A 17,836-nucleotide genomic window follows, 5' to 3' on the forward strand; every position below is an offset into this window, starting at 1 on the left:
TAAATTTAGTATCAGTTTATTCTAGGAATTTAGACAATGAGTAACATCATCAAGGCTCTAGAACAAGAGCAAATGAAACAAAACCTGCCTCAATTTGCACCAGGCGACACTGTTGTGGTTCAAGTTAAGGTAAAAGAAGGTGACCGTGAGCGTCTACAGGCTTTCGAAGGCATCGTAATCGCAATCCGTAACCGTGGTCTGCACTCAGCATTCACCGTTCGTAAAATTTCTAACGGCGAAGGTGTTGAGCGTACGTTCCAAACTCACTCTCCAGTAGTTGATAGCATCGAAGTTAAGCGTCGCGGTGCAGTACGTCGTGCCAAACTGTACTACCTGCGTGACCTATCTGGTAAAGCTGCTCGTATCAAAGAGAAGCTGGCTAAGAAGTAATGCTAGAACTCTCGTTCTCGTAGTAAAAAGCGGAGCCCAAGGGCTCCGCTTTTTTGTGTTCATTTTTTGTATTTTTTCATCGCTATAAATCGTGTTATAGCAAACGCCTACACCAGTTACTCGCGACTATCTTCTCCAATGGTTACTGGTAGAACAATCTCTTCGCCTTTACGCAGCAAAGTCAAATCGACCACGGTGCCTGGTCTAAGATCGGTCACGGTATCGGTTACATTTTGCCGGCCATTAATTTTTTTACCATCAATTTTGAGCAGGATATCTTGCTCTAATAGGCCGGCTTGTGCCGCGGGCCCCGTGGGATCCACGCCTAAAATGATGATCCCACCCACATGTTCATTGCCCAGTAAGCGTGAGGTCATTGAATTAATATCTTGTCCATCTACCCCAATATAGCCGCGGATCACCCGCCCATCGGCAATGATTTTGGTCATGATTTTGCTGGCGAGAGCGTAAGGAATCGCAAATGAAATGCCATAGGTTTCAAAATCGGTAGCTTGTTGGAAAGAGGCGGTATTGATCCCAACTAATTCCCCTTCGGTATTCACCAAGGCTCCTCCAGAGTTGCCTTCATTGATCGCCGCATCAGTTTGAATGAATGCTTGTCGTCCATCAGCGCTGATCGATGAACGACCGGTGGCTGAAATAATCCCAAATGTGGTGGTTTGCCCTAAATTATAAGGATTACCAATTGCTAACACCACATCACCTACTTGGGGATGATAATCGGGATTGAGTGGAATGACTGGCAGCCCAGTCCCTTCGACGCGCAATATTGCGATATCAGTGCGGCGATCTTTTCCAACCAGCTGCGCTGCTGCGGCTCGGCCATCTTGTAGTGCCACCACAATTTGATCGGCTTGAGCCACGACATGATAGTTGGTAATGATATAGCCCTTTTCACTGACAATTACCCCTGAGCCTAAACCTTGAATCGACAGTTTGCGGTGATCGCTTTCGCTGTATTTACGGTTATAAATATTGACGACTGCAGGGGCGGCATTGCGCACCGCTTGATTAAACGATATCTGTAATGCGCTGATATGACGCGGTTGAGAATTGACGACAGGGAGTAGTTTGGCACGTAGTGAGGGGGTTAGCCCAATGATGATGATTGCGACAAATACCCCAAGGCTGATTGAGCGAACCCAAAATTTCAGCATAGTTTCCCCAACTCAAATTTAGATAAATGACGGACGGTAAGTGGTCAAGAATAACACTGGAAGTGTATTTCGCCAAAGTGACATCGAAAACGTTTATGGTCTCGTTTTTCTGGTTAATGCTGGTGTGAAGAGTACGGACTGCGTTACCGCTGAATGAGCGGTAACGCAGGGCTGAAGTTTAACGAACGACCAGATACAGGGTCCGTTCGCCACGTTGAATATTTAATGCCAGAATATTCGGCGATTTTTCCATGATGGCACGCAACTCGGCAATGTTTTTTACCCGCTTACGGTTTACACCGATAATGATGTCATCTTTTTGTAGTTGGTAAGACTCAGCCGCCGACCCTTTTTGTACCTCGGTGACTTTAACCCCTTGAATTGGATCGCTGTCATCCGTGTTACTGAGCTCTGCGCCGCTTAGACCTTGGTGCAGTGATTCGGCTTTGGTTTTTGCATTTTGCTGTTCATCGAGCGTAACGGAAACACTCTGGTTTTTACCATCACGTAATATGCCAAGAGTAATGGTTTTACCGGCACCTAAGGTGGCCACTTTAGCGCGCAGTTCCGAGAAGGTATCAACCGGTTTACCATTGAGTGAGGTAATTATATCGCCGGCTTTGATACCCGCTTTATCCGCTGCACTATTGGCGACCACTTGACTGACAAACGCACCTTTAGAGGATTCATAACCGAGCGCATCGGCTAGCTCAGAGCTGATTTCGCCTCCTTGCACTCCCAGCATGCCGCGTTTGACTTCACCAAACTCCAAAATTTGATCGGTGAGGTTTTTCATCATATTCGAAGGAATGGCAAAGCCGATCCCGACGTTACCGCCATTGGGGCCTAGAATCGCGGTGTTAATTCCGATCAATTCACCATTGAGATTGACCAGTGCCCCGCCTGAGTTGCCGCTATTGATGGCGGCATCCGTTTGAATGAAATTTTCAAAATTTTCGATATTTAAGCCACTGCGCCCAAGCGCGGAGATAATGCCAGAGGTGACGGTTTGCCCTAAACCAAATGGGTTACCAATCGCTACGGCAAAGTCTCCGACCCGTAGCACATCTGAGTCGGCAATTTTAATTTCGGTGAGATTTTTTGCTTTGCTGAGTTTGAGCAACGCGACATCGGACATCGCATCTCCACCGACCAGTTCGGCATCAAACTCCCGGCCATCATGCAGTTTAACGCGAATTTTTTCTGCACTATTGATGACATGATAGTTGGTGACTACATAACCTTTCTCAGCACTAATAATGACGCCTGAGCCAAGTCCACGAAATGGACGTTCTTGCAGTTGTTCGGTTGGAAAATCAGGGCCGAAGAAAAAACGAAATTGATCCGGCAGGCGCTGTTTTGATACTTGAGTGCCTTCCACTGCAATACTGACTACCGCTGGGGTGGCTTTTTCCAGCATCGGCGCAAGACTCGGTATTTGCGATCCATTGACAGAAAGGGGAAGGGCTGCGCCGGCAGGTAACGGTGAAAGTATCGTGCCCAAGCTAAGAGATAGAGCAGTTAAAATAAGCAAAGGTTTTTTCATCATAAACTCCTCAACAAATACACATTTGGCTGAAATAGAAAATAGGTCCATTTCCACAAACATCAACCAATAATCTGTGAGTTATGACTCAAAAACCTTTGCAAAGTTCACCATGCTCTGAGGTGAATAAAATTAACTGGCTTTGGTATTATTGACTAAGTCGGCTGAGTGAATAATCGCTTTGGTTTCACCACGCAGCAAACCACTCGCACCTAAAGCATAATCTTTCGGCGGCTGTTCTAACGTTTCAGGTTGTTTATTCTCTTGCTCTTTTTGCTGGGCGAGTCGACTAAACGGATTATCTTGCTCTGGCAAATGAGGGATTAAATCGCTGGCGGTTTTTGCCATATGCTGATAGAGCTTAGTGTAATCCTTACCTAGAGTGTCGAGCATTTCGGCTGTCTGTGCAAAATGGTCAGCCAGTTCTTGACGCTGCTGTTCTAGACTAAATTTGGCGCTATCGAGTTCTTTTTGCAGATTCTTCTGCGTTTTGTATTGAGGCGTCATTAAACGAGTGATCAGCACTCCGACTATTATCCCCACTAGCAATCCAGCAATAGTATAAATCCAAGGCATAAGAGCTCCTTCTTGTTGTTATCTAACATGTTTTTTACCTGTCGGTTACACATGTACGAGGGACATGTTACTATGAGAGCCTAGTACGATAAAGCAAAATGCATGTGGTTGATTTTGCGTTTACCACTTTTCTTATCACTGTAGCAGAGCAATATGACAGCAAAGCAGCGCTATCCCAAATATTTACTTTAAACCTCAGCATGGCATATTGAATGGCTATGGTTTTTTTTGTGATTTTATACAAAAAGAGATGATTTTTTCTGCTCCCTTCTCTATAATCCTGCGACCCACCGTTACTGCAGGTCCTTTGTGACCGAGAGTGCCACCCACTCGAAGGGGTGATGACTGGGCTCTTAGACAGTGGGAGCGAAAGCTCCTTGAAGTGTAAATTTAAATTAACGGGTTATTATTAGCATGAAAACTTTCGTTGCTAAACCAGAAACTGTAAAACGTGACTGGTACGTTGTAGACGCTGAAGGTAAAACTCTTGGCCGTCTAGCAAGTGAAATTGCATCTCGCCTACGTGGCAAACATAAAGCTGAATACACTCCACACGTTGACACTGGTGATTACATCATCGTTGTTAATGCGGAGAAAGTTACTGTTACTGGTAACAAAGCTAAGAACAAAATGTACCACCGTCACTCTGAGTTCCCAGGTGGCCTGAAATCATTCAGCTTCGAGAAGCTGATTGAGCGTAAGCCAGAAATGGTACTTGAGTTAGCGGTTAAAGGTATGTTGCCAAAAGGTCCTCTAGGCCGTGCTATGTACCGTAAGCTAAAAGTTTACGCTGGCGCTGAGCACAACCATGCTGCTCAACAACCAAAAGTACTGGACATCTAATCGGGGATTTCGGAAATGGCAGAGAATCAATACTACGGCACTGGCCGTCGCAAAAGCTCAGCTGCTCGTGTTTTTATCAAACCAGGCAGCGGCAACATCGTAATCAACAAGCGTAGTCTTGAAGAGTACTTCGGTCGTCCAACTTCTTGCATGGTTGTTAAACAACCTCTTGAACTGGTTGACATGGTAGAAAAACTGGATCTGTACATCACTGTTAAAGGTGGTGGTATTTCTGGTCAAGCTGGTGCTATCCGTCACGGTATCACTCGCGCTCTGATGGAATACGATGAGTCTCTACGTCCTGTTCTACGTGCTGCTGGCTACGTTACTCGTGACGCTCGTCGCGTTGAACGTAAGAAAGTGGGTCTACGTAAAGCACGTCGTCGTCCACAGTTCTCTAAGCGTTAATTTTCCTGTTTGGAAAATACGCTCCAGTGTTACTGGATGTGGTTCAAAAACCCGGCTATTTGGCCGGGTTTTTTACATTTCAGCGATAAGCCCACGGTTTATTGCTTGGTAGCGAATTGTCGCCACTGTTTTTTTCGTACTCATCCTCTCCTCCATGCTCATTATGCTTTATCCGGCACGCGATTATTCCTTTTGTGATGCTTCCAGCGTTCTCAATCGATGCATGTTGCAAAAAGGTAGCTTCACCTTGTTAATTATTAACTGTTTATTTATGATTTGTTATCAAGGTGATTCTATAGCCCGTGTTGGTTAGCCTTACTCTTTAAATGGAATTAGCCGGATCGATTGGAAGCCAATGGGAGAATGTCTGGATGAGTAATGCACCTCTAAATTCAGGTCGTAGACGATTTCTGACCGCCACCACCGCTGTTGTTGGTGGCTTAGGAGTGGCTGCGGTCGCAGTACCTTTTATCAAATCATGGAATCCGAGTGCTAAAGCCAAAGCCGCAGGAGCTCCGGTTGAGGTTGAAATCGGCAAGCTGGAAGAAGGGCAAATGATCCGAGTCGAGTGGCGCGGCAAACCGGTTTGGATAGTTCGCCGCTCTGGCGCGATTATTGAAGATCTAAAAAATCACGCCAACCAATTACGTGATGCCAATTCACAGCAGTTACAACAGCCCACTTATGCTCAAAATATTTACCGCTCAATTAAGCCTGAATATTTTATTGCGGTAGGGATTTGTACTCACTTGGGGTGCTCACCAACGTATTTACCGGACTCTTTTTCTGAGCAAGTCCAAGGCGTGAAGTCCGGTTTTTTCTGCCCCTGTCATGGCTCCAAATTTGATATGGCGGGCCGTGTTTTTCAAGCGGTTCCTGCGCCATTAAATCTAGTGATCCCACCACATATGTACCTAAGTGATACTCGGGTGGTAATTGGTCTTGATGCAACAGGAGAGGCATAATGCAAGCTCTACTGGATTGGGTAGAAAAACGTCTACCGGTTATCAATGCGTATAGAAAGCATCTGTCTGAATATCCGATGCCTAAAAACTTTAACTTTTGGTACTTGTTTGGTTCGTTGGCGATGTTGGTACTGGTTAACCAGCTTTTAACGGGGATCTGGTTAACCATGAACTACGTGCCTTCAGGCGAAGGAGCGTTTGCATCAGTCGAATACATTATGCGTGATGTGGAGTATGGTTGGTTGCTGCGTTATATGCATTCGACCGGGGCTTCCGCATTTTTTATTGTGATTTATCTGCACATGTTTCGAGGTTTGATTTATGGCTCTTATCAGCAGCCTCGTGAATTATTGTGGATCTTTGGCATGCTGATCTTCTTGGTATTGATGGCTGAAGCGTTTATGGGCTATCTGCTCCCTTGGGGACAAATGTCTTATTGGGGGGCACAGGTTATCATCTCGCTATTTGGTGCAATTCCGATCATTGGTGATGATTTAACACTGTGGATCCGCGGTGATTATGTTATTTCGGGCGCCACGCTTAACCGTTTCTTTGCGTTACACGTGATTGGATTACCAATAGTGCTACTACTGCTGATTGGGTTGCACGTTTTGGCACTGCATGAAGTGGGTTCCAATAATCCTGATGGAATTGAAACTAAATTGGCTAAAGGTTCGCAGGGTGAGGGCTATCAACCGCAATTCAAGTTTCATCACGACTACACCAAGAAATATGACATTGTGGATTCCATTCCCTTTCACCCTTATGGCACGGTCAAAGACTTAATCGGTGTGGCTGGTTTCTTGTTTTTGTTTTGTTATGTGCTGTTTTTCAATCCGGAAATGGGAGGGTATTTCCTTGAACCACCTAACTTTGAAGCGGCTAATCCACTGAAAACGCCAGAGCATATCGCTCCGGTGTGGTATTTCACCCCATTTTACGCCATTTTGCGTGCCGTGCCGGATAAGCTAATCGGTGTGATGGCGATGGGGGCATCGATTGTCATGTTGTTTTTATTACCTTGGTTGGATCGCTGTAAGGTGCGTTCTTATCGTTATCGTAGCAAATTCCATTTATTCAATATTGCCCAGTTTACGGTCAGTTTCATTGCATTGGGCATGTTAGGTGCGTTACCTGCAACACCTACTTATACCTTGTTGGCGCAGATTTTTAGCTTGGGCTATTTCATGTTCTTTGTGTTGCTGTTTTTCTATAGTAAGAATGAAGTGACTAAGCCATTACCGACCAGAGTGACCTACTAATGAAAATATGGATTGTAGTGTGGCTGGCTCTATGGCCATCATTGGTGATGGCGGCAGGAGCTAATATTCATTTAGATAAAGCGAATAATCAATTAAGCGATCAAGCTTCGCTACAAAATGGTGCCAAGTTATTTATCAACTATTGTTTTGGTTGCCATTCGACCCAGTACCAACGTTATCAAAGAGTTGCCGATGATCTTGGCATCCCGGCCGATTTAATGAAGCAACACTTAATATTCAATCCAGCCACTAAAATTGGTGATGTGATGGAAAATGCAATTCCGGAGTCATCCGCAGCTAAGTGGTTTGGGGCGCCGCCTCCGGATTTAACCTTAGTGGCGCGGGTACGAGGCACTGACTGGCTCTATACTTATCTGCGTACTTTTTATGTTGACCCATCACGCCCATTTGGCGTTAATAACTTAGTCTTTCCCAGCGTTGGTATGCCGCATGTGCTGGAAGAGTTGCAGGGTACTCCTGAGCCGATTTATGCCAGCAAAGTTGTTGATGGCAATCCGGTTATGCATGTGGTTGGGATCAAATCGCGTGGTAATGGTGAGTTAAGTGAAGGGGAATACAATCAAGCGGTGCGAGATTTGGTCAATTTTCTCGCATACTCTAGTGAGCCTATCAAGTTAGAGCGGCAAAAACTCGGTTGGTGGGTGATGGGCTTTTTAGTACTTTTCAGCTTAGTCGTGATTGCGCTCAAGAAAGAGTATTGGCGTGATGTGCACTAATTGTGCTATTATGTCGCGCTAATTTCCGATTGTTAACTCATCAATGGAGGCTATAGCCTCCATTGTTTTTTATCCCCGCATCTGTACTGGAGGGCTCCATGGCTGTAGCTGCCAACAAACGTTCTGTGATGACTCTGTTTTCAAGTGCATCCGACATGTATAGCCATCAGGTTCGCATTGTGCTGGCTGAAAAAGGTGTCAGTTTTGAAGTTGAGTTGGTTGATGAGAATAACCTCCCAGCGGAACTGATCGAGCTGAATCCTTATAAAACCGTACCTACTTTGGTGGATCGTGAGCTAGCTCTGTATGATTCCAAAATCATTATGGAATACTTAGATGAGCGTTTTCCACACCCACCGCTAATGCCGGTTTATCCGGTTGCACGTGGTAACAGCCGTTTGATGATCTACCGTATTGAACGCAACTGGTACTCATTGGCAGAGAAAGTGGTCAACGGTTCACCTGAAGTGGCTGAGCAAGCCCGCAATAAATTGCGTAATGACTTGCTGACTTTAGGTCCAGTGTTCGCTGAGTTTGAATACTTTATGAGTGAAGAATTCAGTTTAATTGATTGCTACTTGGCTCCACTGCTGTGGCGTTTACCTGTACTGGGCATTGATTTGATTGGTCCTGGTTCTAAAGAGCTAAAAGTGTACATGAACCGTGTATTTGAGCGTGATTCATTCCTGGCTTCGCTGACGGAAGCTGAACGCGAGATGCGTCTGGCTCGCTAATGGATGCCGGAATGGATAGTGATCAAATGACACCGCGTCGACCTTACTTGCTGCGTGCATTTTATGACTGGCTGCTGGAAAACGAGCTTACGCCACATTTGGTGGTGGATGCCACGTTACCAAGAGTTAAAGTGCCACTCGAATATGTGCAAGATGGGCAAATTATTCTCAATGTCGCTCCGCGCGCGGTCAGCCATTTAGACCTCAGTAACGACGAAGTGACCTTTAATGCTCGATTTGGTGGGCGGCCTCATCGCGTTATTGTGCCAATTTATGCGGTGCAGGCGATTTATGCACGTGAAAATGGTGCAGGGACGATGTTTGAGCCTGAATCAGCTTATATCGACTCACTAGAGCTTGAAGAGTTTGACGCACCAGCCTCGTTAGCTGGGCTAGAGAGTCCATTGGCTGATGACAGTGATGAGCATACTCGCGATGAGAGTAGTGATGAGCCACCTCGTCCAAAAGGCAAACCAAGCTTACGTGTTGTGAAATAAACGTGTTGTGAAATAAACGTGTCGTGAAGTCATCAAGCGTAACATGTAAAAGGCAGCGAGAATCGCTGCCTTTTTTGTCGCCATCCGAAACGGGTTGATTATTTATCTCGCTAACCGCTTGGTCCGATCGGCTTACTGAGCGTAATCAAATGCTCTGACCACTTGTTTTACACCAATAATATTTCTTGCTACCTCTATCGCAATATCAGCATGTTCAGCGGATACGTAGCCAAACAGATACACCACGCGGTCTTCGGTCACTACCTTCACTTTGATCCCGTTGAGCTCGGATTTGGTCAGTAACGCGGATTTAACTTTAGTGGTGATCCAGCTGTCATTGCTGATTTCTCCGACCGACAGCGGCGCTTTGATCTGGATTTGATTATGCAACTCTTTGACATCTTTCAGTTGCCGAGCTTGCGCGATAAATTGCTCTAAGGTTGCTTCAGTGCTGGATTGACCAAGTAATACCACGGTACCTCGATAAGCCACCGCTGAGATGCGCGTCTCTTTGCGATAGGGCTCTTTATTGGCAAGTCCTGCGACTTCTAACTCTAGGTTATTATCTTGCCAGATCTCCTTAGTGCTGCGCGGATCGGTCACCATATTGGCGGTGGTTGCGGCACCTGCGATGAATAATCCAGCACAACCGGTTAAGGTGACAAGCATGCTGGCCAAGAGAACAAGTTTAATACTTTTCATAATCACTCTACATGGGCTGGGAATAATACTTGGTCAATCAAATCACATAGGCAGTGTAGCGTCACCATGTGAACCTCGTGGATGCGCGCGGTACGGTGTGAGGGAATACGAATTTCCACATCATTTTCACCGAGTAGTCCCGCCATTTCGCCGCCATCTTTACCGGTAAGCGCAATAATCGTCATATCACGAGTGACGGCCGCTTCCATTGCTTTAATGATATTTTTGCTATTACCACTGGTCGAAATGGCTAATAAAATATCGCCAGGTTGACCAAATGCCCGCACCTGTTTAGAAAAGACTTCTTGGTAGTGGTAGTCGTTAGCCACTGCGGTTAAGGTGGTATTATCCGCGGTCAGAGCCATCGCTGGTAAACTTGGGCGTTCGGTTTCAAAGCGATTGATTAGGCAAGACACAAACTGTTGCGCGTTGACAGATGAACCACCGTTACCACAACAGAGAATTTTGTGGCCATTAAGTAAGCTTGCCACCATCGCTTGCGCTGCATGCATAATTGCATCTGGTAACGCTTCGGCTGCGGCAATTTGAATTTGAATACTTTCGGTAAAACTGTCTTTAATGCTATCGAGCATTGTCTATCCTTCAGTTATCGCGTTTTTTAACCATTCGATATGTTGCCCTTGCTGATGAATCGCAACCACATCAAAACGAAAATCCGCACTGTGACTATTTATGTTATTGGCGAGCATCCACCAATTTGCTGCTTTGATCAAGCGATCACGTTTGCTGCGGGTGATGGTTTCTGCGGCATGACCGTGTTGGCGATTGGCGCGATAACGGACTTCAACAAATACCCAAGTGGCACCTTGGCGCATCACCAAATCTAATTCGCCGCAGCGATAATTGACATTTTGGCTGACCAGTTTTAATCCTTGGCGGCATAGGTGCTGTGCCGCCATCTGTTCATAGTGGTTGCCTTGGGCGCGAGAGTTAGCGAACTCCATGCTCCGCCCAACTGATTTCGCGTTGTACCACACACTGATCATCAATGCTCAGTACACCGGTTTGGCCATCAAGGGTATAACCTTCGACGATTTTCATTTGTGGAAGTTCCACCATCAGTTGATACGCATCCATTCCGAGTGCTTGTAAGCGGCGCTCGGCATTTGAGCTGTCCGGCCAAATTTGAGTCAGTTGCTGCTGGAGGCTTGGCGATGGATGGATCAGCAGTGGAATATCGCTGTAGGTGACACCGGATAAATCTTCATACTGACGGCCACCGGCATTGCTGTTGGAGTTAGAAAACAGCTTTGGAGGACGAGTGTCTGGGTTGATCGCGACTTCAATGAACGGTTTGATTAAGGTGAGATCGGCGCTGTTGGCAACAATATACACCGCATCGATATCGCGGCGGCTCCGCGGCTGACTTTCTAAGCCAATACCAAGCAGCGATTCGATCTGAGCAATATTTTGCTGGCTATCTTGTAAGCCAAAAATTGAATTGATATTGCGTTGTAATTGACGCTTATCACCAAACAGATTAACCGCCACTTTATTGTTACTAAAGTGTCGCCACTCTTGATTAAAGGCTTCCACCACACGCTGCCCATAAGCATTTTGTGGCGCTAAAATCAGCGGATAGCGGTAGCCTTGGCTGAACAAATGTTTAGCGGCTTGTGCCACCTCTTGCTCTGGTGATAAAGCCAGATAACACGCGCCAGCAGTGGTATCGATATTATCCGGAATATTTAACGCTAACATTGGGATCGTTTGGCCACGGCTTTGTTGCAAGCGTTGTAATTGCTCAATATTGTCTTTAATTAATGGCCCGACCACAAAATCAATGTTCTGGTTGGTCAGGGTGGCATCCACCGATGCTAGTGATTCGGCATTGGTATCAATGATGGTTAAAGTGGCGTCCGTTGCGCGTTCAGCATCATTCATCATCGCAAACACGAAACCATCACGAATAAATTGCGCCTGTTTGGCAAATTTGCCGGTTAAAGGCAGCAGTAATGCGGTATGGGTTGGTTTGACAATATTGAGTGCCAAAATATCGCTGATGGCTTTAGGGGTATATTTTGTTGCCGGATGTTGTGGGTTTTCGGCCAGCCAGCGCTGTAAGGTGTTTTGTAGCTGTGGCAGATTGCTGCCCAGCGTTTTCATATAGATAGTTAATTGTAACCAGCCGCTTAGTTGTGTTTCATTGGGGCCCACGGCAAGGCGAGTCAGATTGTTTGCCGAATAGTGATTCAAGCTAGCCCAGATTTGATCAGCTAACGCTTCTTGCTCACGGTTTGATGACATCTCATACAGCGCGATCAATTCACGAGTGGAGTCAAACGGGCGATCTAGCGCGGTAAAAATATCGGCGCGTAATTGGTAATATTGTTGCCATTGAACCTGTGGTAATGACCAGTTCGCTTGGAAATTTAATTGGCGGAGCGCTTCTTGATACTGTTCGCGATTCACCAGTAATTGTGCGCGCAGCAGTTGCCATTGTGCTTGCTGAGTTTCGGTCAACGGTTGTTTGGCAAGGCGCATGATCAATAATTGCGCTTGCTCGGGATTGTTTTCGGCAATCGCGGCTTTGAGGGCCATCAACAACCAATCATTTTGTTGTGTACCTTGGCTGGCATCGGCACGCATTAAGTAGGTTTGTGCGGTTAACAGTGGTGGTGCGGCAATATCGACCACATCCGGTGACGAAGGTTGAGTCGAGCAGGCCGATAACACGATTGATAATGCAATCGGAGTCAATATGCGTGGTACACTGCGTCGCTGATGGTGGTTCATAGCCATGATTCTTTCGTTAGTCCGTAAGTTGTCTCTATATTAATCGTTGATGTGATGGTAAACAAATGACAGATACTAAAACCGTGCCAAATGGTGCACCAACTCTTTATATTGTGCCAACCCCGATTGGTAATTTGGGTGACATCACACAACGAGCCTTAGAGGTGTTAGCCCAAGTCGATATAATTGCCGCGGAAGATACTCGCCATACGGGTAAATTATTAGCGCACTTTAATATCAGCACCAAAACTTTTGCTCTGCATGATCATAATGAGCAGCAAAAAGCCCAGTTTTTAGTCGATAAGCTGCAATCGGGCATGTCGATTGCGCTGGTATCCGATGCTGGCACACCACTGATTAGCGATCCAGGTTATCATTTGGTCAATCAATGCCGTCAAGCTGGGGTCAAAGTTGTGCCACTTCCTGGCCCTTGTGCGGTGATCACGGCGTTAAGTGCAGCTGGTCTTCCGTCCGATTGCTTTAGTTTTGAGGGGTTTTTACCTGCTAAGAGTAAAGCACGTAAAGATAAGTTACTTGAAATCGCCAAAGTCGCGCGCACTTGTATTTTTTATGAGTCACCGCATCGGATCTGCGATGCCTTGCAAGATATGCAAGAGGTACTGGGCGGTGAGCGTCAGGTGGTTTTGGCGCGCGAGTTAACCAAGACTTTTGAAACCATTCAAGGTATGCCATTGGCACAATTGATCACCTGGATTGCTGAAGATGATAACCGCAAAAAAGGTGAAATGGTGCTGTTAGTGCATGGTTATCGGGCGGCTGGTGAGCAGACTCTGCCAGATGATGCATTGCGCACCTTAACTCTGCTCAGCAAAGAGCTGCCACTCAAAAAAGCGGCGGCGCTTGTCGCCGAAATTCATCAGTTGAAGAAAAATGCACTGTATAAATGGGGCCTAGAGAATTTGGGTGAATAATTTCAACTAATTGATTTTATTTAGATTAGGCCGATGCTTAACGCGTCGGCCTGTTATTTACGGTTTAGACAATCAAGCTTTAAAGTTTTAGCTGTCAAACCTTGGTTTTATAGATACATAGCATATTGAGATAGCTATCAACCAGTTTATACATTGCATCTTGCGCACCAACGCGGTTGATCTGCAGAAACAGTGAGTAAAAGATGCCATGAAACAGGCTGGTGATATGTTCAACATCATGCTTTTCACATAATTCACCACGTTGCATCGCTTTGCTAAACATATTTTTGATCAGCAATTGATTCGTTCGGTTAGTGGCAACGAATAGCGGCCACACTTCCTCGCGGGTTGATGTACTCCATTCAAACAATACTTTTAGCCAGTGGCAATCGGTGATTGCCAGTTGCACCATCTGTTTGCACAAATTTTGTAGGTTGCTTTTCACATCTAAATCCAAATCGATGTGATCGGTGAGGAAATTCGAATACTGCTGAACCACAAAATTGAGCACATCATCCACCAGATCTTCACGAGTCGGGAAGTAATTAAACACGGTTGCCACCGAGACCTGGGCAATTTCTGCAATGTCAGCATGACCCGCGCGGCCTATCCCACGCTTTGCAAACACTTCTAAGGCGATTTCCATCAGTTGCAGTTTGCGTTTATGAGGGGCCAAGCGAGTTCGCTGGGGTTTTTCTATTGATGTATCCATACCAAAAGGTCCTTGCCAATGAGACGATTGATTGAGCATCTTGCTCTAATAATTATTGTGTCATTTATTAATAAATGCCTAATGAGTGTAATGGTGCATATATGTGAGGTCAATCGTCACCGGATTGAAATGCGCAGTAATAGTGATTTTTGGTCGGTTGTAACATCGCTTGGCTTGAGTGAAATCATCAGCGCGCAGAGAATCGAGTGTGAAACGATTAACAGCTTTTGAGGGAAATGCTACTATGCACGCCTGCCAATAGGCACCCGTAAAATCAGCGATGCTGATATCGCGCAACATAACGAGAATGGTATGAAACACACAGTTGAAGTCATGATTTCTGAGCAGCAAGTTGCTCAGCGCATTGTCGAGTTAGGCCAACAAATTACCAAGCACTACCAAGGCAGTGAAGATTTAGTGTTAGTCGGCTTGCTTCGTGGTTCGTTTGTATTTATGGCCGATCTCGCTCGTCAAATTGATCTGACTCACCAAGTGGATTTTATGACCGCTTCAAGCTACGGCAACAGTATGCACAGTTCACGTGATGTGCGGATCCTGAAAGATTTGGACGATGATATTAAAGGCAAAGATGTGCTGTTAGTGGAAGATATTATCGATACTGGCAATACGCTGAGCAAAGTCAAAGAAATTTTGGCACTGCGTGAGCCGAAGTCGATCGCGATTTGTACTTTGCTTGATAAGCCAACGCGCCGTGAAGTGGATGTCGCTGTGGATTGGGTTGGTTTTGAAATTCCCGATGAATTTGTAGTAGGCGTGGGTATCGACTACGCGCAGAAATATCGCCATCTGCCTTATATTGGTAAAGTGGTGCCAGTTGCCGAGTAATCATTGAATTTAACCGCCATAACGCCCACTCAGTCAGTGGGCGTATGAGTTAAGCCATATCGTTAATCTGTCAGCGACACAGCAAACGATGCTGTGGATTGAGAATTTTCTCTAACGCTTGGTGATAGTTGCGCTCTACTGCATCGCGTGAGTCACAAGCCACCCCTAAATACTCCAAACGGCCATCGCCAATACCATACACGAAACCGTGCACTTCGACTGATTGTCCACGTTCCCAAGCATTTTGTAGCACAGTCGAGTTGGCCAAGTTATACACTTGCTCGGCAACGTTAATTTCGGCTAATTTATCCGAGCGATCTTCCGCTGGCATTTGCTCCAGATAATGGCGATGTTTGAGATAGTAATCACGAATATGCAGCAACCAGTTATTAATTAAACCGAGTTGTGGATTATCAATTGCCGCAGTCACCCCACCACAGCCATAGTGGCCACAAACAATAATATGTTTAACTTGCAGTACATCCACCGCATATTGCACCACGGATAAGCAGTTGAGATCCGTATGGATCACCTGATTAGCCACATTACGGTGGACAAACAGTTCACCAGAATAGAGACCGGTGAGTCGCTCGGCAGGCACTCGGCTATCGGCACATCCGATCCACAAAAAATCCGGGTCTTGCCCTCTGGCTAGTTTGGCAAAATATTCCGGATTTTCGGCTTTGATTGACTCTGACCATTTTGAGTTATTCTCAAAAAGCTGTTTAATTTCTGGCATCTTATTTCCCTTAGATTGTTAGCCACAATATACACAATCTCACCCATGCTAGCTCACCTAATTTGTGGGTTGATTCACTGCTCTGACGTGTTTTGGTAGCCTTCGCCTAAACTCAGTGTAGGCATGATACTGCCAGTAGTGAGTGTTTTTAGGCTGACGGAAGCAAGAAATGCTCGCCTTTCACAGGTTAAGGGTTGAAAAAACGCCATTAAAGCGCAACATCACGACGGTCATCAGTAAAAAGGTTGCAGTTATGTACGCACTGGAAATACAACAGCTCACAAAAACCTATGCCGGTGGCTTTGAGGCGCTCAAAGGCATCAGCTTGCAGGTTCAACAAGGGGATTTTTATGCACTACTGGGGCCTAATGGGGCGGGTAAATCGACCACCATTGGTATTATTGCATCGCTGGTGAATAAAACGTCTGGCCAGGTCTCTGTGTTTGGTTACGATCTCGATACTCAGCTTGAGCGAGCTAAGCAGCAGCTTGGCCTAGTACCACAAGAATTTAACTTTAACCCGTTTGAGACGGTTGAACAGATCGTGTTGCAGCAAGCGGGCTATTATGGTGTGCCCAAAGCGCTGGCTAAGCAACGGGCGAAAAAATATCTGACTCAGCTCGACTTGTGGGAAAAACGTAGTGAGCGGGCCCGCCATCTTTCTGGGGGTATGAAGCGCCGTTTGATGATCGCCCGTGCGTTAATGCATGAGCCGCAACTGCTGATCCTCGATGAACCGACGGCAGGGGTGGATATTGAGCTACGCCGCTCGATGTGGGAGTTTCTGCAGCAGATTAACCAGCAGGGCGTCACCATCATTCTGACTACACATTATCTGGAAGAAGCCGAAACGCTGTGCCGCAATATTGGCATTATTCAGCGTGGTGAATTAATTGAAAACACTAGCATGAAAGATCTGCTTGGTAAGCTGGATGTGGAGACCTTTGTGTTGGATATCGATGGTCAGCAGACGATTGCGCCACTGCAAGGGGTGATCAAACAGCAACTGGTGCAAGGCTCGCTGGAGATTGAATTGGAAAAGAGCCAAGGCATTAACCATGTGTTTAGCCAATTGACTGAGCAAGGGGTTAAGGTGCTGTCGATGCGTAACAAGGTCAATCGCCTAGAAGAGTTGTTTGTCAGTATCGTTAATAATGCGAAGCGAGGCTAACCCGTATGTATCAAATTTATTGGACCGCATTTCGCAGTTTATTAAGTAAAGAAATTCACCGTTTTATGCGGATTTGGGTGCAAACCCTAGTGCCACCTGCGATCACCATGACGCTCTATTTCATTATTTTTGGTAATTTGATTGGCTCAAGGATTGGCGAGATGAACGGCTTTAGCTATATGGAGTACATTGTACCCGGGCTTATTATGATGTCAGTCATCACCAACTCTTACTCCAATGTGGCGGCTTCTTTTTTCAGTGCTAAGTTTCAAAAGAACATTGAAGAGTTGTTGGTCGCTCCGGTGCCCAATTATGTGATTATTGCCGGATATGTGATGGGCGGTGTGGCGCGCGGTTTATTAGTCGGGGCAATGGTGACCGCCGTTTCGCTGTTGTTTGTTGATCTGCGGGTCGAGCATTGGGGCGTGATTTGTGCCACGGTATTTTTAACTTCGGTGGTGTTTGCGCTCGGAGGATTGATTAACGCGGTATTTGCCAAAACTTTTGATGATATATCGATCATCCCAACCTTTGTGCTGACGCCGCTGACTTATCTGGGCGGGGTATTCTATTCCATCACACTGTTGCCGGAGTTTTGGCAAGGGGTATCGCAGATCAACCCGATCGTCTATATGGTCAATGCATTCCGTTATGGCTTTCTTGGTATGTCGGATGTCGATATTAGCACTTCGTTTGCGGTATTAGTGGCTTTTGTGCTGGTGCTGTATGCGGTGGCGCACTATTTAGTGACCAAAGGTAAAGGGCTGCGCAGCTAGGCTTCACTTTTTATTAATGCTTGCGTCGTTAGCGAAAAAAGGTCAACCGAGGTTGACCTTTTTGC

The 17,836-nt window shown here is 46.0% G+C and carries 21 protein-coding genes; 12 read left to right on the top strand and 9 right to left on the bottom strand.

Annotated features, from left to right (window positions below):
* Nucleotides 1–36 precede the first annotated feature (36 nt).
* Nucleotides 37–390 (top strand): 50S ribosomal protein L19, encoded by a 354-nt coding sequence (rplS, locus tag PUN32_RS06890; protein ID WP_274722394.1) that lies wholly within the window; start codon nucleotides 37–39, stop codon nucleotides 388–390.
* 116 nt (nucleotides 391–506) lie between these two features.
* On the opposite strand, the gene degS is transcribed toward rplS, so the two are convergent.
* The 3 genes from degS to zapG all read right to left on the bottom strand — a co-directional run bounded on the left by degS (nucleotide 507) and on the right by zapG (nucleotide 3,690).
* Nucleotides 507–1,568: an outer membrane-stress sensor serine endopeptidase DegS gene (degS, locus tag PUN32_RS06895; protein WP_274722395.1), complete on the bottom strand. Its 1,062-nt coding sequence runs from the start codon at nucleotides 1,566–1,568 to the stop codon at nucleotides 507–509.
* Between the two features lie 178 nt (nucleotides 1,569–1,746).
* Nucleotides 1,747–3,114 (bottom strand): Do family serine endopeptidase, encoded by a 1,368-nt coding sequence (locus PUN32_RS06900; RefSeq protein ID WP_274722396.1) that lies wholly within the window; start codon nucleotides 3,112–3,114, stop codon nucleotides 1,747–1,749.
* Nucleotides 3,115–3,246: 132 nt separating this feature from the next.
* Nucleotides 3,247–3,690 (bottom strand): Z-ring associated protein ZapG, encoded by a 444-nt coding sequence (gene zapG, locus PUN32_RS06905; protein ID WP_274722397.1) that lies wholly within the window; start codon nucleotides 3,688–3,690, stop codon nucleotides 3,247–3,249.
* A gap of 414 nt (nucleotides 3,691–4,104) precedes the next feature.
* On the opposite strand from zapG, the gene rplM reads away from it, so the two are divergent.
* The 7 genes from rplM (at nucleotide 4,105) to sspB (ending at nucleotide 9,136) form a co-directional block, all read left to right on the top strand.
* Nucleotides 4,105–4,533 carry a 50S ribosomal protein L13 gene (gene rplM / locus PUN32_RS06910; RefSeq protein ID WP_000847599.1) on the top strand — a complete coding sequence of 143 codons (429 nt, stop codon included), beginning with the start codon at nucleotides 4,105–4,107 and terminating at the stop codon, nucleotides 4,531–4,533.
* A gap of 15 nt (nucleotides 4,534–4,548) precedes the next feature.
* Nucleotides 4,549–4,941, top strand: coding sequence for a 30S ribosomal protein S9 (rpsI, locus tag PUN32_RS06915; protein WP_000829823.1), 393 nt, complete (start codon nucleotides 4,549–4,551; stop codon nucleotides 4,939–4,941).
* Between the two features lie 371 nt (nucleotides 4,942–5,312).
* Nucleotides 5,313–5,906: a ubiquinol-cytochrome c reductase iron-sulfur subunit gene (gene petA / locus PUN32_RS06920; protein WP_274722398.1), complete on the top strand. Its 594-nt coding sequence runs from the start codon at nucleotides 5,313–5,315 to the stop codon at nucleotides 5,904–5,906.
* Nucleotides 5,906–7,168 (top strand): cytochrome b, encoded by a 1,263-nt coding sequence (locus PUN32_RS06925; RefSeq protein WP_274722399.1) that lies wholly within the window; start codon nucleotides 5,906–5,908, stop codon nucleotides 7,166–7,168. Before petA ends, PUN32_RS06925 begins: the two co-directional genes overlap by 1 nt.
* Entirely contained in the window at nucleotides 7,168–7,905 is a 738-nt protein-coding gene (locus PUN32_RS06930) for a cytochrome c1 (protein WP_274722400.1), read from the top strand. The genes PUN32_RS06925 and PUN32_RS06930 overlap by 1 nt, the downstream gene beginning before the upstream one ends.
* Nucleotides 7,906–8,003: 98 nt before the next feature.
* Nucleotides 8,004–8,639 (top strand): stringent starvation protein SspA, encoded by a 636-nt coding sequence (sspA, locus tag PUN32_RS06935; RefSeq protein WP_166013623.1) that lies wholly within the window; start codon nucleotides 8,004–8,006, stop codon nucleotides 8,637–8,639.
* 11 nt (nucleotides 8,640–8,650) lie between these two features.
* Nucleotides 8,651–9,136, top strand: a complete 486-nt coding sequence (gene sspB / locus PUN32_RS06940) for a ClpXP protease specificity-enhancing factor (RefSeq protein WP_274722401.1) — start codon at nucleotides 8,651–8,653, stop codon at nucleotides 9,134–9,136.
* Nucleotides 9,137–9,268: 132 nt separating this feature from the next.
* Here sspB and PUN32_RS06945 read toward each other — a convergent pair whose 3' ends face one another.
* From PUN32_RS06945 to PUN32_RS06960, 4 genes are read right to left on the bottom strand one after another with little or no spacing between them, the layout of a single operon-like run.
* Nucleotides 9,269–9,838: a BON domain-containing protein gene (locus PUN32_RS06945; protein ID WP_274722402.1), complete on the bottom strand. Its 570-nt coding sequence runs from the start codon at nucleotides 9,836–9,838 to the stop codon at nucleotides 9,269–9,271.
* Between the two features lie 2 nt (nucleotides 9,839–9,840).
* Nucleotides 9,841–10,431 carry a phosphoheptose isomerase gene (locus tag PUN32_RS06950; RefSeq protein ID WP_274722403.1) on the bottom strand — a complete coding sequence of 197 codons (591 nt, stop codon included), beginning with the start codon at nucleotides 10,429–10,431 and terminating at the stop codon, nucleotides 9,841–9,843.
* A 3-nt stretch (nucleotides 10,432–10,434) separates the two neighbouring features.
* A complete protein-coding gene (locus tag PUN32_RS06955) occupies nucleotides 10,435–10,803 on the bottom strand; it encodes a YraN family protein (protein WP_166013619.1) in 369 nt (122 codons plus the stop codon).
* Entirely contained in the window at nucleotides 10,790–12,595 is a 1,806-nt protein-coding gene (locus tag PUN32_RS06960; RefSeq protein ID WP_274722404.1) for a penicillin-binding protein activator, read from the bottom strand. The genes PUN32_RS06955 and PUN32_RS06960 overlap by 14 nt, the downstream gene beginning before the upstream one ends.
* Nucleotides 12,596–12,660: 65 nt before the next feature.
* Here PUN32_RS06960 and rsmI point away from each other — a divergent pair, with 65 nt between their 5' ends.
* Nucleotides 12,661–13,527, top strand: a complete 867-nt coding sequence (rsmI, locus tag PUN32_RS06965; protein ID WP_274722405.1) for a 16S rRNA (cytidine(1402)-2'-O)-methyltransferase — start codon at nucleotides 12,661–12,663, stop codon at nucleotides 13,525–13,527.
* Between the two features lie 94 nt (nucleotides 13,528–13,621).
* On the opposite strand, the gene PUN32_RS06970 is transcribed toward rsmI, so the two are convergent.
* Entirely contained in the window at nucleotides 13,622–14,239 is a 618-nt protein-coding gene (locus PUN32_RS06970) for a LuxR/HapR/OpaR family quorum-sensing transcriptional regulator (RefSeq protein ID WP_274722406.1), read from the bottom strand.
* A gap of 312 nt (nucleotides 14,240–14,551) precedes the next feature.
* On the opposite strand from PUN32_RS06970, the gene hpt reads away from it, so the two are divergent.
* Nucleotides 14,552–15,085, top strand: coding sequence for a hypoxanthine phosphoribosyltransferase (gene hpt / locus PUN32_RS06975; protein ID WP_274722407.1), 534 nt, complete (start codon nucleotides 14,552–14,554; stop codon nucleotides 15,083–15,085).
* Nucleotides 15,086–15,155: 70 nt separating this feature from the next.
* On the opposite strand, the gene can is transcribed toward hpt, so the two are convergent.
* Entirely contained in the window at nucleotides 15,156–15,824 is a 669-nt protein-coding gene (can, locus tag PUN32_RS06980) for a carbonate dehydratase (RefSeq protein WP_274722408.1), read from the bottom strand.
* A gap of 253 nt (nucleotides 15,825–16,077) precedes the next feature.
* Here can and PUN32_RS06985 point away from each other — a divergent pair, with 253 nt between their 5' ends.
* The gene (locus PUN32_RS06985; RefSeq protein ID WP_166013614.1) at nucleotides 16,078–16,995 is read left to right on the top strand and encodes an ABC transporter ATP-binding protein; all 918 of its coding nucleotides are present in this window, start codon (nucleotides 16,078–16,080) and stop codon (nucleotides 16,993–16,995) included.
* Nucleotides 16,996–17,000: 5 nt separating this feature from the next.
* Entirely contained in the window at nucleotides 17,001–17,771 is a 771-nt protein-coding gene (locus tag PUN32_RS06990) for an ABC transporter permease (RefSeq protein ID WP_274722409.1), read from the top strand.
* Nucleotides 17,772–17,836 lie beyond the last annotated feature (65 nt).

Origin of the sequence: Vibrio chanodichtyis, assembly GCF_028863985.1 — a bacterium.
GTDB lineage: Bacteria > Pseudomonadota > Gammaproteobacteria > Enterobacterales > Vibrionaceae > Vibrio > Vibrio chanodichtyis.

Excerpts from the sequence above, each read along its gene's own strand:
- rplS (WP_274722394.1), top strand. The coding sequence starts at position 37 with ATGAGTAACATCATCAAGGCTCTAGAACAAGAGCAAATGAAACAAAAC.
- degS (WP_274722395.1), bottom strand. The coding sequence starts at position 1,568 with ATGCTGAAATTTTGGGTTCGCTCAATCAGCCTTGGGGTATTTGTCGCA.
- PUN32_RS06900 (WP_274722396.1), bottom strand. The coding sequence starts at position 3,114 with ATGAAAAAACCTTTGCTTATTTTAACTGCTCTATCTCTTAGCTTGGGC.
- zapG (WP_274722397.1), bottom strand. The coding sequence starts at position 3,690 with ATGCCTTGGATTTATACTATTGCTGGATTGCTAGTGGGGATAATAGTC.
- rplM (WP_000847599.1), top strand. The coding sequence starts at position 4,105 with ATGAAAACTTTCGTTGCTAAACCAGAAACTGTAAAACGTGACTGGTAC.
- rpsI (WP_000829823.1), top strand. The coding sequence starts at position 4,549 with ATGGCAGAGAATCAATACTACGGCACTGGCCGTCGCAAAAGCTCAGCT.
- petA (WP_274722398.1), top strand. The coding sequence starts at position 5,313 with ATGAGTAATGCACCTCTAAATTCAGGTCGTAGACGATTTCTGACCGCC.
- PUN32_RS06925 (WP_274722399.1), top strand. The coding sequence starts at position 5,906 with ATGCAAGCTCTACTGGATTGGGTAGAAAAACGTCTACCGGTTATCAAT.
- PUN32_RS06930 (WP_274722400.1), top strand. The coding sequence starts at position 7,168 with ATGAAAATATGGATTGTAGTGTGGCTGGCTCTATGGCCATCATTGGTG.
- sspA (WP_166013623.1), top strand. The coding sequence starts at position 8,004 with ATGGCTGTAGCTGCCAACAAACGTTCTGTGATGACTCTGTTTTCAAGT.
- sspB (WP_274722401.1), top strand. The coding sequence starts at position 8,651 with ATGGATAGTGATCAAATGACACCGCGTCGACCTTACTTGCTGCGTGCA.
- PUN32_RS06945 (WP_274722402.1), bottom strand. The coding sequence starts at position 9,838 with ATGAAAAGTATTAAACTTGTTCTCTTGGCCAGCATGCTTGTCACCTTA.
- PUN32_RS06950 (WP_274722403.1), bottom strand. The coding sequence starts at position 10,431 with ATGCTCGATAGCATTAAAGACAGTTTTACCGAAAGTATTCAAATTCAA.
- PUN32_RS06955 (WP_166013619.1), bottom strand. The coding sequence starts at position 10,803 with ATGGAGTTCGCTAACTCTCGCGCCCAAGGCAACCACTATGAACAGATG.
- PUN32_RS06960 (WP_274722404.1), bottom strand. The coding sequence starts at position 12,595 with ATGAACCACCATCAGCGACGCAGTGTACCACGCATATTGACTCCGATT.
- rsmI (WP_274722405.1), top strand. The coding sequence starts at position 12,661 with ATGACAGATACTAAAACCGTGCCAAATGGTGCACCAACTCTTTATATT.
- PUN32_RS06970 (WP_274722406.1), bottom strand. The coding sequence starts at position 14,239 with ATGGATACATCAATAGAAAAACCCCAGCGAACTCGCTTGGCCCCTCAT.
- hpt (WP_274722407.1), top strand. The coding sequence starts at position 14,552 with ATGAAACACACAGTTGAAGTCATGATTTCTGAGCAGCAAGTTGCTCAG.
- can (WP_274722408.1), bottom strand. The coding sequence starts at position 15,824 with ATGCCAGAAATTAAACAGCTTTTTGAGAATAACTCAAAATGGTCAGAG.
- PUN32_RS06985 (WP_166013614.1), top strand. The coding sequence starts at position 16,078 with ATGTACGCACTGGAAATACAACAGCTCACAAAAACCTATGCCGGTGGC.
- PUN32_RS06990 (WP_274722409.1), top strand. The coding sequence starts at position 17,001 with ATGTATCAAATTTATTGGACCGCATTTCGCAGTTTATTAAGTAAAGAA.